This window comes from Parvibaculum sp. (assembly GCF_030651915.1).
Classification (GTDB): Bacteria; Pseudomonadota; Alphaproteobacteria; order Parvibaculales; family Parvibaculaceae; genus Parvibaculum.
On the sequence record NZ_JAUSBV010000005.1, the window covers coordinates 126526 to 139416 of the forward strand.

General features: G+C 63.2%; 13 protein-coding genes. 4 read left to right on the forward strand and 9 right to left on the reverse strand.

Annotated features, from left to right (window positions below):
* Positions 1 to 25 precede the first annotated feature (25 nt).
* Positions 26 to 1501, forward strand: coding sequence for an amidophosphoribosyltransferase (gene purF / locus Q7V31_RS05030; RefSeq protein ID WP_304733943.1), 1476 nt, complete (start codon positions 26 to 28; stop codon positions 1499 to 1501).
* A 13-nt stretch (positions 1502 to 1514) separates the two neighbouring features.
* Positions 1515 to 2228 (forward strand): SDR family NAD(P)-dependent oxidoreductase, encoded by a 714-nt coding sequence (locus Q7V31_RS05035; RefSeq protein ID WP_304732757.1) that lies wholly within the window; start codon positions 1515 to 1517, stop codon positions 2226 to 2228.
* A gap of 22 nt (positions 2229 to 2250) precedes the next feature.
* Here the strand turns inward: Q7V31_RS05035 and der are convergent, their stop codons facing one another.
* The 9 genes from der to Q7V31_RS05080 all read right to left on the reverse strand — a co-directional run bounded on the left by der (position 2251) and on the right by Q7V31_RS05080 (position 11084).
* On the reverse strand, positions 2251 to 3657 hold the full coding sequence (der, locus tag Q7V31_RS05040) for a ribosome biogenesis GTPase Der (protein WP_304732759.1): 1407 nt from the start codon (positions 3655 to 3657) through the stop codon (positions 2251 to 2253).
* 63 nt (positions 3658 to 3720) lie between these two features.
* Positions 3721 to 5109 (reverse strand): PQQ-like beta-propeller repeat protein, encoded by a 1389-nt coding sequence (locus tag Q7V31_RS05045; RefSeq protein WP_304732760.1) that lies wholly within the window; start codon positions 5107 to 5109, stop codon positions 3721 to 3723.
* Positions 5110 to 5115: 6 nt separating this feature from the next.
* Positions 5116 to 5871 (reverse strand): tetratricopeptide repeat protein, encoded by a 756-nt coding sequence (locus Q7V31_RS05050; protein ID WP_304732762.1) that lies wholly within the window; start codon positions 5869 to 5871, stop codon positions 5116 to 5118.
* A 147-nt stretch (positions 5872 to 6018) separates the two neighbouring features.
* A complete protein-coding gene (gene panB, locus Q7V31_RS05055; protein WP_304732763.1) occupies positions 6019 to 6843 on the reverse strand; it encodes a 3-methyl-2-oxobutanoate hydroxymethyltransferase in 825 nt (274 codons plus the stop codon).
* 181 nt (positions 6844 to 7024) lie between these two features.
* Positions 7025 to 7972: a hypothetical protein gene (locus Q7V31_RS05060; RefSeq protein WP_304732764.1), complete on the reverse strand. Its 948-nt coding sequence runs from the start codon at positions 7970 to 7972 to the stop codon at positions 7025 to 7027.
* 78 nt (positions 7973 to 8050) lie between these two features.
* Positions 8051 to 8824 (reverse strand): hypothetical protein, encoded by a 774-nt coding sequence (locus Q7V31_RS05065; RefSeq protein WP_304732766.1) that lies wholly within the window; start codon positions 8822 to 8824, stop codon positions 8051 to 8053.
* Complete coding sequence (locus Q7V31_RS05070; RefSeq protein ID WP_304732767.1) at positions 8821 to 9351, reverse strand: tetratricopeptide repeat protein; 531 nt, start codon at positions 9349 to 9351, stop codon at positions 8821 to 8823. The genes Q7V31_RS05065 and Q7V31_RS05070 overlap by 4 nt, the downstream gene beginning before the upstream one ends.
* 54 nt (positions 9352 to 9405) lie before the next feature.
* Entirely contained in the window at positions 9406 to 9813 is a 408-nt protein-coding gene (locus Q7V31_RS05075; RefSeq protein WP_304732769.1) for a nuclear transport factor 2 family protein, read from the reverse strand.
* Positions 9810 to 11084, reverse strand: a complete 1275-nt coding sequence (locus tag Q7V31_RS05080) for a cytochrome P450 (RefSeq protein WP_304732771.1) — start codon at positions 11082 to 11084, stop codon at positions 9810 to 9812. The genes Q7V31_RS05075 and Q7V31_RS05080 overlap by 4 nt, the downstream gene beginning before the upstream one ends.
* A gap of 168 nt (positions 11085 to 11252) precedes the next feature.
* Here Q7V31_RS05080 and Q7V31_RS05085 point away from each other — a divergent pair, with 168 nt between their 5' ends.
* Both Q7V31_RS05085 and Q7V31_RS05090 read left to right on the forward strand, forming a co-directional pair.
* On the forward strand, positions 11253 to 11774 hold the full coding sequence (locus Q7V31_RS05085) for a MarR family winged helix-turn-helix transcriptional regulator (protein ID WP_304732772.1): 522 nt from the start codon (positions 11253 to 11255) through the stop codon (positions 11772 to 11774).
* Between the two features lie 98 nt (positions 11775 to 11872).
* Positions 11873 to 12889 (forward strand): aspartate-semialdehyde dehydrogenase, encoded by a 1017-nt coding sequence (locus Q7V31_RS05090; protein WP_304732774.1) that lies wholly within the window; start codon positions 11873 to 11875, stop codon positions 12887 to 12889.
* Positions 12890 to 12891 lie beyond the last annotated feature (2 nt).

A 12891-nucleotide genomic window follows, 5' to 3' on the forward strand; every position in this document is an offset into this window, starting at 1 on the left:
CTTTTCGTTTCCTACGCCTGAATCCATGCCGCCACGCGTGTCCCGCTTCATCACCGATGACGATCTGGCGGATGACCGTCCCCGCGAGGAGTGTGGCGTGTTTGGGGTGTTCGGCCATCCCGACTCGGCCGCGCTGACGGCTCTCGGCCTGCACGCGCTGCAGCATCGCGGCCAGGAAGCGGCCGGTATCGTCGCCTATGATGGTGAGCATTTTCATTCGGAGCGGCGGATCGGCCTTGTCGGCGATCATTTTTCCTCGGCCAAGGTCATCGATCGCCTCAAGGGCGACATGGCCATCGGCCATGTGCGCTATTCGACGACCGGCGAGACGGTGCTGCGCAATGTGCAGCCGCTTTTCGCCGATCTCTATGGCGGCGGTTTCGCGGTGGCGCATAACGGCAATCTGACCAACGCCATCACGCTTCGCAACGAGCTGGTGCGCGGGGGCGCGATCTTCCAGTCGACGTCGGACACCGAAACCATCCTGCAATTGGTGGCACAAAGCCGGAAACCGCGTGTGATGGAACGCTTCGTCGATGCGCTGGCGCAGATCGAGGGCGCCTATGCGCTGGTGGTGCTGACCAACAAGAAGCTGATCGGGGCGCGCGACCCGCTCGGCATCCGGCCGCTCATTCTGGGGCAGCTTGCCGGCGCGCCGATCCTCTGTTCGGAAACGGTGGCGCTCGACATTATCGGCGCCGAGTTCGTGCGCGAGATCGAGCCCGGCGAGATCGTGGTGGCGACCAAGGACGGCATCGAATCCATCCGCCCCTTCCCGCCGCAGCAGGTACGGCCTTGCGTTTTCGAGTACATCTATTTCGCGCGGCCCGACAGCATTGTCGGCGGCAAGAGCGTCTACAATGTGCGCAAGCGGCTCGGCCAGGAACTGGCGATCGAATCCGCCGTCGATGCGGATGTCGTCATCCCGGTGCCGGATTCGGGCGTGCCGGCGGCGATCGGCTTTGCCGCACAGTCGGGCATCCCGTTCGAGCTCGGCATTATCCGCAACCATTATGTGGGGCGGACCTTCATCGAGCCGACGCAGCATATCCGCCAGCTCGGCGTCAAACTCAAACACAATGCCAATCGCGCGATTGTCGAAGGCAAACGCATTGTGCTCGTCGACGACAGCGTGGTGCGCGGCACGACGTCGGTCAAGATCGTCAAGATGATGTACGAGGCGGGCGCGCGCGAGGTGCATATGCGCATCGCCAGTCCGCCGATCACGCATCCGGATTTCTACGGCATCGACACGCCGGAGCGGCAGCAGCTTCTGGCCGCCAACTACGATCTCGAAGGCATGCGCGCCTATATCGGGGTCGACAGCCTCGCCTTCATCTCCGTCGACGGGCTCTATCGCGCCATGGGCTTTGCCCATCGCGACCAGGACCACCCGCAATTGACGGATCATTGTTTCACCGGCGACTATCCGACGCCGCTTCTCGACCGAGACGGCGAGCAGCGGACAACGCAATTGTCGTTGCTCGCCGAAATAGCCTGAGTATTCAAAGATCATGAGTGGACGTTTGCAGGACCGCCTGGCGGTGATCACCGGCGCATCGCGCGGCATCGGACGCGCGGTGGCGCTGGGTATGGCGGCGGAGGGCGCGCATGTCGTGCTCGTTGCGCGCACGGTGGGCGGGCTCGAGGAGGTCGACGACGAAATCCGGAAAGTCGGCGGCAAGGCCACGCTGGTGCCGCTCGATCTGACCGATCTTGCCGGCATCGACCGGTTGGGGGCGACGATCTTCGAGCGCTGGGGCAAGCTCGACATCCTGATCGGAAATGCCGGTTCGCTCGGTACGCTGACACCGCTTTCGCATTTGGATCCCAAGGAGTGGGACAAGACGCTCGCCATCAATGTGACCGCCAACTACCGGATGATCCGTTCGTTCGAACCGCTGCTGAAACGCTCCGATGCGGGGCGCGCCGTTTTTGTGACTTCCGGCGCGGCGCAGAAATGCCAGCCCTATTGGGGCGCCTATTCGGTGACCAAGGCGGCGCTCGACGCGATGGTCAAGACATGGGCGGCGGAACTGGAAAAGACGACGGTGCGCGCCAACCTGCTGTCGCCCGGCCCGACACGCACCGCGATGCGCAAGAAGGCGATGCCCGGCGAGGATCCGACCACGCTGACCCGGCCTGCCGACCTCGTGCCGCTGTTCATCGAAATGTCGACGCCGGCCTATACGAAGAATGGCGAGATCGTGCGGTATGAGAAGGCGTAGGGTTGACGCTCCGACGCGACCGCTACTTCTTCTTTGCGTAGGGGTTCTTGCCCTTGCGCATGAAGAGACGGATCGGAACACCCGGAAGGTCGAAGGTTTCGCGCAAGGCGTTGACCAGGTAGCGGCGGTAGGAGGTGGGCACTTCGTCGGCGCGGCTTGAAAAGACCGCAAAAGTCGGCGGGCGCGACTTCACCTGCGACATGTATTTCAGATTGACCGGGCGGCCCTTGGCGGCCGGTGGCTGGTGGCGGGAGACGGTTTCCTCCAGCCAGCGGTTGAGCTTCGCCGTCGAGACGCGCGCATTCCAGAAGGTGTGTACGCGTTCAACCGCCGGCATCAGCTTTTCGGCGCCGCGGCCTGTCAGCGCCGAAAGCGTGACGATCGGCACGCCACGGATCTGCGGCAGCAGACGCTCCAACTCTTCTTTCAACATGCGCAGCGTTGCCTGCGTGTCGGTCACCGTGTCCCATTTGTTGACGGCAATGAGGAGGCCGCGGCCTTCCTGTTCAACCAGATCGGCGATGTGCAGATCCTGACGCTCGAAGGGCTGGCTGGCGTCGAGAACGATGACAACGACCTCGGCAAAGCGGATGGCGCGCAGCGTGTCGGCGACCGACAGCTTTTCGAGCTTGGCGACGACGCGGGCGCGGCGGCGCATGCCGGCGGTGTCCCAGAGTTTGACGCGGCGGCCGCGCCAGAGCCATTCGATGCCGATGCTGTCGCGGGTGATGCCGGCTTCCGGCCCGGTCAGCATCCGGTCTTCGCCAAGGAGATGATTGACCAATGTCGACTTGCCGACATTGGGGCGGCCGACCATGGCGATGCGCAAGGGCGCTTCGAGATCGGCCTCATAGGGTGCATCTGGATCGAAGCCCTCGGCTTCGTCCTCGGCCAGCGCATCCTCCAGCGCCTGTTCCTCGTCGTTCTCGGCAAAGCCATCGGCGAAAGCGGCCAGCGCGTCGTAAAGATCGCTCAGACCCTCGCCATGCTCGGCCGAGAGCGGCAGCGGCGCGCCAAGGCCAAGTTCGAAGGCCTCCATGCGTCCGGCCTGTCCTGCCCCGCCTTCGCATTTGTTGGCAGCGAGAATGACGGGCGTCGGCGACTTGCGAAGAATTTGCACGAAGCGCTTGTCGAGCGGCGTGACCCCGGCGCGGGCGTCGATCAGCAGCAGGCAGACATCGGCTTCGGCAATCGCCTGATCGGTCTGGCGGCGCATGCGCGCCTCGAGACTGTCGTCGGTCGCCTCTTCGAGGCCCGCCGTATCGACAACCTTGAAGGAGAGGTCGCCGAGCTGCGCGTCGCCTTCACGCCGGTCGCGCGTGACGCCGGGCGTGTCGTCCACCAATGCAAGCTTCTTGCCCACCAGCCGGTTGAACAGCGTGGACTTGCCGACATTGGGCCGACCAACAATGGCGACCGTGAATGACACGTCAATCAGCCTTTCTCACGGCCGGCGCCTGCCGTCCGGACCTCGCCCGCACCAGAGCGGGCATTAACGCAGGGCGATCAACGACGCGCTGTCCGTCAGGACATAGACCGTGCCGTCGGCGACGATCGGCGGGATCAGCGAACCACCCGACAGCGAAATACGGTTGTCGATTTCACCTGTCAACGGTGACACCACCAAGGCCGCGCCATCCGAGGAAACAAGGAACAGGCGTTCGCTGATCAGGATCGGGCCGCTCCATTCGATGTTGCCGGTGCGTTTTTCGGGGTTCTTGTAACGCGGCAGCGCCGATATCCAGCGGATGCGGCCGTCGCGACGCGAAATCGCCAGCAGCTCCTGCGACGTGGTGACGACGAAAATAAACTCGCCGGCAACCCAGGGCGTCTGTACGCCGCCGATGTCGCGCGTCCAGACGCGCTCGCCGGTGCGCAGATCGATCGACACCATTCGACCCGAATGGCTGATGGCGATAACGCGATCACCATCGATGACGGGGCGGCCGGCGATGTCATTGAGTTCGCTCAAGGAGGTGACGTTGCCGGTGCGGGTCAGTGAATCGGTCCAGACCGGCGTTCCGTTTTCGACACGCAGCGCCACAAGTTCGCCCGAGGAATAGGGCGCGATGGCAACCGCACCCGAGACGGCAGGGCTGGTCGAGGTCAGGATGCCGGCACTTTCAACGATGCCCCGATGACGCCACAAGACGTCGCCGCTCTCCTGCGAGAGGCAGATCATCTGATTGTCGGCCGTGACGGCGAAAACACGCCCGTCGGTCGCCGTGGGCGCGGCGCGGAACGGATCGCCGATCGGCTGCACCCAGAGCTCGGCGCCACTGGCCGCGTCAAGCGCGTGGACGTTGCCAAAGCCGGTGGTCACGAAAAGCTTGCCATTGTCCCAGGCGACACCACCACCGCGCGCTTCGGCAGCATTCTCTTTTTCTGGGACCAGCGATGCGGTCCAGACCGATTTGCCGGACTGCCGCTCGAAGGCGCGGACACTGCCACGCGCGTCGAGCACGAAGATTCTGTCGGCGGCGATAACCGGGACGGCCACCAGCCGTGCGGCGCCCGATGAGCCGGAACCGGCATTGACCGACCAGATCCGCTCCAGTGAACCCGGTGCCACGAGATGGGACGGTGCGTTGTCCGGTAATCCGCCTGGCTGCGGCCAGTCCGTGTTGGCACGCGCCGAAGGCAGAAATACCGGTGCATCGGCAACCGCCGGATCGACTTCCAGCATGGCGCCAAGTTCCATCACCGAAAGACGCTCACCCGGCAGCACGGCCTTGTCGTCGGACGAGAAGATTCCCGTCACGGTGTCGCAGCCCGCCAGACCGGCCATCGCAAGGCCCAGCATCGCGAACCGAAGCGCCTTGCGGCGCACGGCCCCAAAGCGATGCACATTCGAGCCGGCCAACATGAATTCCGCCGTCATCTCCGATTACTCCGTCTCTTGCTGAGCGTCCGGCCCTGGTTCGACCGTTTCTGCTTGCGCCGGCTGCGCTGCTTCTTCTTCCGGCACGGGCGCGGCCTGTTCGCCGGCGCGCGGCAAATAAGGCGCCGCCAGCGCCTGCATCACATGGGCGCGGTCGCGAAGCCCCGGTGGCGTCGCCGGATTGTCGATGATCGACTGCGCGTTCGTGTTGACGTCCTGCCACACGCCCGCCTTCGCTGCCGACAAGGCCAGCAGCTCCAGCGCATTCTCGCGCCAGGGCGAAGACGAAGCCAGCAGGGGCTGCAGACGCGCCTTCATGTCGTCATAGCTGGCCTCATCGACCAGGATGAAAGCCGCCTTGATGCGCGCCATGCCGCGCATGATCGCCGGGGCATCGGACTGAGCGGCCACACGCTCGTAAGCCGCCAGCGCCGCAGCGCGATCGCCGGCTTCGAGCAAGGCTGCGGCTTCCCGCAGCCGCGCCAGTGTTTCATAGCCGCCTGTTGTCCCGGCCGCCAATTCGCCGAACAGCAACGCCGCCTCGTCGGGCGCGGCACGCTCGGCCTGCCTTGCCACCTCGTCAAAGCGTGCCGAAAACTCAACCTTTTGCGCATGTGACCAAGCGCGCCAGCCGATAATTGCTGCCGCGATCAATACAATGCCGGCGGCGACAGCAATGAGATGAAGGCCGTATTTGTCCCAAAGCTTGCTGAATTGTTCGCGGCGAAGGTCTTCTTCGACTTCGCGAAAGAGATCGGTCAAAACATTACTCCGCGGAGAGAATTCGGTGGGCGTGGGAGCAAAGCCTCATGCCCGGCACCTGCCCCCTTGCAGGCCGCGTAAAATAGCCCGGCAAACCGCCAATGGCAAACCGCCCGGCAAGCCGCCCATATCCCGCAACAGATTGAGCTATTTTACCTTTTTCATGCTGTAGGTGTTTTCGACGCCGGGGAAGCTGCGGTCGCGGACGGCGCGGGCATAGGCCTCGGCGGCACCCGCGATCTGGGCCCCGAGCGTGGCGAATTCGCGGACGAATTTCGGCGGCTTCGGCGACAGGCCCAACATGTCCTCCAGCACCAGAATCTGGCCGTCGCAATGGGGCGAGGCGCCGATGCCGATGGTCGGGATGTCGATCTGGCCGGTGATGCGGGCGGCCAGCGGCTCGGCCATGCCCTCAAGCACGACCGCAAAAGCGCCCGCTTCGGCGACGGCGGCGGCATCGGCCTCGATGGCGGCCCATTCGCCCTCCTCGCGGCCTTGCGTCTTGAAGCCGCCCATCACCTGGATGTTCTGCGGCGTCAGGCCGATATGGGCCATGACCGGGATGCCGCGCAGGCTCAAATAACGGATCGTTTCGGCGATGCGGGTGCCGCCTTCAAGCTTTACGGCCGTGCAGCCGGTTTCCTTGATGACGCGGCAAGCATTGCGGAACGCGATTTCAGGGCTTTCCTCGTAGGAGCCGAAGGGCATGTCGACCACGACCAGCGCGCGCTCGGTGCCGCGCACCACCGCCGCGCCATGGGCGATCATCATGTCGAGGGTGACGCCCAGCGTCGTCTCCATGCCGTACATGACCATGCCGAGGCTGTCGCCCACCAGCAGGAAGTCGACATAGGGGTCGATGTAGCGGGCCGTATGGGCGTGATAGGCGGTCAGCGAAACGATGGGCTCGGTGCCCTTGCGGGCGCGGATTTCCGGCACGGTTATGCGCTTGATCTTCGACTGTACGGACATTCGGATCATCCCTTTACGCGTGGCCACGGACTTTGCCCATACATGAGGCTGCCCGCGGGGAATTGCGACGGCGGCCGGATGCCGCTGCGAAAAAGGCTTACAGAACAAGCCCTTAGATGCCTCCCGGCATCTTTCCTGATCCTTCTGAGCGGACCATACAAAGAATGGGCCTGAAGCGCAATCAGGCGGCCGGGAACGGTTCCGGCGCGCCTTCAGCTGGCACTTCGCCTGGCAGGCTGATGATCTCGCGGTAGGCGACGGAGAGCATGGTGACCTGGAGCATCAGGAGGTAGGCGTATAGGGCGGCGACATAAGTTGTGCCAGCGACCAATGAAATAGTCAGCATCGCGCCGCCGATCGAAGCCAACGCCCCCAGAATCACACTAACTACCAAAGTGGTGATGAAGGCGAAGGCCGCACTCGCAAGAAAAACGAGCACAACATAACTGAGTATGCGCCAACTATTTCCCCGCGTTTCTCGCAACGCGGAAGCAATGCCCATCCTGCTTACTGCTGCGCCCGGCAGCGCCAGCGCCATACGAAAAATTAAGGCGATCGCAAGGGCTCCCGACGACAAGATGAACAATGCCAACAAGGCCGTGAACCCTACAGTCGCCGTATCTCGCAGAATGGTCTCTTCTGCAGTGAGGCCAATGATCTGAGGCGCAAGGTGGCCAAACCCCAGAAAAGCTGCAAATCCCACCAGCGCAAATGCCGCAATAACGATTGCGGCCAGGACAGCCACCTTTATAGACGCCCAGATGTAACGAAAATCTTCGGAACGCAGCAGCATCGAGCGGGACTCGCCGAGAAGAACGAAGCGGTGCCAGCGAACGGCCATTGCCGCCGACGCCAGCAGGTTCATTGCCAACACGCCAAACAAACCAGGGATGGAAAACGCAATTGCGAATGCAGCATATGCCTCCGCCAACTGTTCCTGCGTAGGATTGCTTTGCGTTAATTCGATCAGAGTCGAATATCCGGCTCTTTCCAGCAACCAATAGAGAATTGCAAAACCGGCAGCCAGAAGAACGAGTGCCGGCCAGGCAACGAAGAGGAGCTGGAAATAGTGACGGGTGACACCTGCAAAAACTTCCCTCACAGAACGGAAAACCCGCAGCTTTCTCATGAACTCCCCCCGAAGCCAAAGAATGACGGTTTCAGTCTATGGCACAGGAGGCGGGGCCGCTATGGCAAATCGCAGGGATCAATAATCGTCATCGTCCGTGACCGGAGCTTGTGTGCCGGGCGGGCCGACCAGCTCCCGATAGACGACTGAGAGGACTGCGACATTGACGACGGCAAAGAAGATCGAGATGAGCGCGAAAGCGGCCGCAACCAGTATAGAAAGCGCCGGGATGCTCTGTGCCAATGCCCCGAGAAGCAAGAGGCAGACAACAATGGGCAGCACCACCAGTGCGAACACGGCGACCATCCGCCAGAAGTTGCCACGGGTGCGCTCCAGCACGAGGCCCGCGTCGATGCGATCGTCCACGGCCGCGGCCGGAAGGAGAAGCGACAGGCGCACAAAGAAGTAGAGAGCCACCAGAATCAGCATCATGCCGACAAAGCCCAGCAGCGAGCCCGTTGTGGATTGCGGGTGTTCTTCCGCAAGGGCTGTGCCGGCGATCGCCATCAGCATTCCCGGCAGAAGCAACAGGAAGAGGAAAATCGAGATCATCAGAAAGCGTGCTTCGCGGCGTCCGAAATGCAGATGGAACCGGCCGGCGGGTGCATCGCCGATGAGGATGAAGCGGTGCCAGGTGACGGCGATGATCGGCCAGAGGAAGAGCGCCACGACATTCAGCAGCAACGACAAAAGAAGCTGCTCTCGCGGGTCGATATATGTCGCGACAATGGATGTGCCCATATAGAGCAGGCCCGGCAACCAGATCAGCCGCAGCATCTCTCCGATATGGGCCCAAGCGCCGCCATAGGCTTCGCGAACCGTCCGAATGATGTCGAGCTTCAACGGGGTCATCGATTCAACCCGAGGAATTTGTCCTTGTAGGCGTCGTTCTCCGGATCGAGATTGAGCGCCGTGCGATAGTCGTCGCGGGCGGCGTCGCGGTCGCCGCGCGCTTCGTTGATGGCGCCGCGGACATACCAGGCGCCGGCGCGTTCCGGGTCGATTCCGATCGACTGTTCGACATCGGCAAGCGCGGCATCGAGATTGCCCATCTCACGCAACGCATTGGCGCGGTTCTGGTAGAGCAGCGCGTCACGCGGCGCCATGCCGAGGGCCCGCGTGTAGTCGCTCACGGCGGCGGCAAGGTCGCCGACATTCTTGTAGGCGACACCGCGATTGATCAGGGCGGCGATCAGATCGGGATCGTCGAGATCGCCCGATGCGATGGCGCTACTGCAATAGGCGATCGCCGCCTTGTTGTCGCCGGTGCTGAACTGGGCATAACAGAGATTGCTGTCGGCAATCGCATCCGCCCGGACTGAGACCGGTGCGGCGATCAATATAGCCGTCGCCACCAAAAGAACTGGCCAGTTCGTCATCCGATTTTCCCTCTCGGCCCACCCCGCGCGAAGAGAGACTATCCGTTTCGGCTCTCAAGAGAAAGCGGCGACCGCAACGGCGGTATTCATGAAATCGCGGAACCGGAGCCACTTTTCGTCCTGCAGGGTGATCACATGGACGAAGTCGGAGTCGATTGTCCGGCCGGTCGAACGGGCCGTGAGATTGAGATGGCCGGTCACGATGACCTTGTCGCGCTCGGCGATGAACTCCTCCGCGTCGAATTGATGGATGTCGACCGAGGAGAGGACTGTCTCGAAGAAGCGACGGCTTTCGTTCAGACCGCGATAGGTGCCGGCATAGGGGATCGCCGACGGGCCATAGAACTCGATCACGATGTCGGGATGGAGCCAGATCATGATGGCGGGGATGTCCTTCGCACCGAAAGCGGCGAAGAGCGATTGCGTCGCGGCAATGTTGCGCGCGGTTTCGGTGGCGGTCATTCGGCGGCCTCCTTGCGGGCTGGCGTGAAACGGAGGGTCAGGCTGTCGAATCCGTGATTGAGGAGGCTCGCGCGCTGCGGCACCGGCGGCGCATCGCCGAGACGTATTTCGGACATGCGCGCCAGCATGGCCTCGACAAGCGCCCGGCCTTCCATACGCGCCAGAGCGGAACCTAGACAGTGGTGGATGCCGACGCCGAAGGTGAGCTGTTTGTTGAGGTTCGGCCGCGTGATGTCGAAGCGACCCGGATCCGGGAACACGGCCGGATCGTGATTGGCGGCGGCAAAGAAGAGCGCCACCCAATCTCCCTCCGCGATGTATCGGCCGCCGATCTCGACGTCCCGCGTCGCAACGCGGAACAGGCGTTGCGGCGGGCCGCTGTGGCGCAAGCTCTCATCGATGAAGGCGCCGACAAGCTTGCGGTCGGCAGCGAGTTGCGCGCGGACTTCCGGCATGGCGGCCAGGTTGTGAAGCAGGTTGCCGAGCAGGAAGGTCGTGGTTTCGGAGCCCGCCACCACCAGCGTGATGCAGAAGCGGATCACTTCATCGAGGGTCAGCTTCTCGCCGCCGGCATCCGCCTCAAGTAGGGCGACGATCAGGCTGTCCGGCAGCGCACCCCCTGCCCGCAGCGCGCGGTCGTGTTCGGTGACGACGCCAACGAAATATTCGACCAGTTCGCGGTTGCTCGCCTCGCGTTCGACCGGCGAAAGATCGGCTGAAAGCATGAAGGCGGTTGCCCAGTCGCGGAAGCGATCGACGACGCTTTCGGGGAGGCCGAGCAGGCCGACCATGATGCGCGCCGGAATGCGCGCCGAGAGCGCCTCCATGACCTCGACGTCGCCATCGCCCAGTTCGGCAACCATGCCGTCGACAATTTCTCGCACCCAGGGGTCGAGCGCCTCGACGCGTGGGCGGGAGAAGGCCAGATTGACGATGCCGCGCAAACGGTCATGTTCGGGGTTGTCGTGATTGACCAGCATCAGGGTCGGCGCGGAGGACTGTTCCTGCAGCGGGTCGCGCGACGAGAACAGGCGATGATCGCGAGCCGCAGCGGAAACCTGGTCGTAGTCCAGCAACACCCAGGCCATGACCGGCTCATCGGCGTCCGGCACCGTGCCGGGCGGATAGTCGCGATAGCCATAGACCGGCGCGTGGGGCCGCAGCCTGTCATAGAGCGCGTAAGGCGCGGCGATGGTGTCGCCGGTCGGGAGCGCGGCAACCAGCGCCTCCAGGTCGACCTCTCCGGCATCGGCAATCCGGCTGTTTGGCATTCTTCCCTCCCCGATTTCATCCATGGCCGGTTCCGGCATCCGGCTATTCATTCATTTCATAAACTGTTTCTTTTGTAAATTGTTTATACGACCGGGGCGGCGGTGTCCGCGCTAGGATGCGCCGAAGGAATCGCGCGCCTTCGGGCCGCGCAGCGAAAGGACGAATGTGTGGCGACCAAGAAGGCCGGGAGCGGAAAGCCGGGCGGCAAGGCCGCATCGCAGATCCCCGACGCAGCGCTGCGGTTTCTCGAATATTACTATCCCATTCACTACAAGGCCGGCATCGGCGTGGAGGACGCGCTGCGCGGCGGGCAACTCGGCCGCCATCAGGTGGCAATGCTCTGGCTGATCCATTCGGAGGGCAAGGGCGGCCGGGAGATGAACCGCAAGGCCATCGAGCGGTCGCTCGAAACCTGGTTCGAGATTTCCGGCGCCGCCATTACCAAGGCGCTGCGGGCGATGGCCCAGCCGCCGCTGGAGCTGGTGCGGCTGGTCGAGGACCCGAAGTCGGGGCGGGAGAAGATCGTCATCCTGACGCCCAAGGGCGAGGCGCATATGAAGAAGATGATCGCCGGCGGCGAGGCCTATGTGCAGCGGATCATCGACCATATGTCGGACGAGGAAATCGAGCGGGGCCTGCATTTTTTCAAACGGATATCGGAGATCGTCGAGGGCTTCAGGCAGGACTGAGCCGCGCGCCTCCGCCCCTTGCAGGCGCCGCGCGGCACTGTTATAGGCACGGCGCAAATTCAGAGGGCCGGTGTGCGGCCCGATCCGGAGCGTGACCCATGATTTCGAACCCCGTCGTCGCCATTGCGGGTGCGACCGGCGCCGTTGGCGTCGAGATGATCCGCTGCCTTGAGGAACGCAACTTCCCGGTGAAGGCGCTGAAGCTGCTCGCCTCGGCGCGCTCGGCCGGCAAGACCATGAAATTCCGGGGTCAGGGCATCGTCGTCGAGGAACTGACGGAAGCGAGTTTCGCGGGCGTCGACATCGCCTTCTTTTCGGCGGGGGGCGGCATATCGCGGCAATTCGTCAAGGCGGCGAAGGACGCGGGCGCGGTGATGATCGACAATTCGTCGGCCTTCCGCATGGACGCCGACGTGCCGCTAGTGATCCCCGAGATCAATCCGGAGGCGGCGCTCAAGCATAATGGCGTCATCGCCAATCCGAACTGCTCGACCATCATTGCGATCACGCCGCTGTGGCCGATCCACAAGGTCAACCGTGTGAAGCGCATCGTCGCCGCGACCTATCAGGCGGCGTCGGGCGCGGGTGCGGCGGCGATGGAGGAACTCGAAGAAGCGACGCGTGCTTTCCTCAAGGGCGAGCCCTTTGAGCAGAAGATCATTCCACATCCCTACCCCTTCAACGTCTTCAGCCACAACTCGAAGGTCGACCCGGAGACGGGCTACAACGAGGAAGAGATGAAGATGGTGAAAGAGACCAAGAAGATTTTCGGCGACAACGATATTCGCGTGACGGCGACCTGCGTGCGCGTGCCGGTGCTGCGCGCGCATTCCGAAGCCATCGACTTCGAATGCGAGCGGCCGATCACGCCGGCTCAGGTGCGCGAGATTCTTTCCACTGCGCCGGGCATCAAGATTGTCGATGATGTGGCGGGAAACTATTTCCCGATGCCGAAGGATGCGTCCGGCCAGGACGACATTCTGGTCGGCCGCATCCGGCAGGATATTTCCGATCCGAGCGGGCGCTCGATCGCGATGTTCGTCGCCGGCGACCAGTTGCTGAAGGGCGCGGCGCTCAACGCGGTGCAGATCGGCGAGATTCTCGTCAGGGGCTGAGC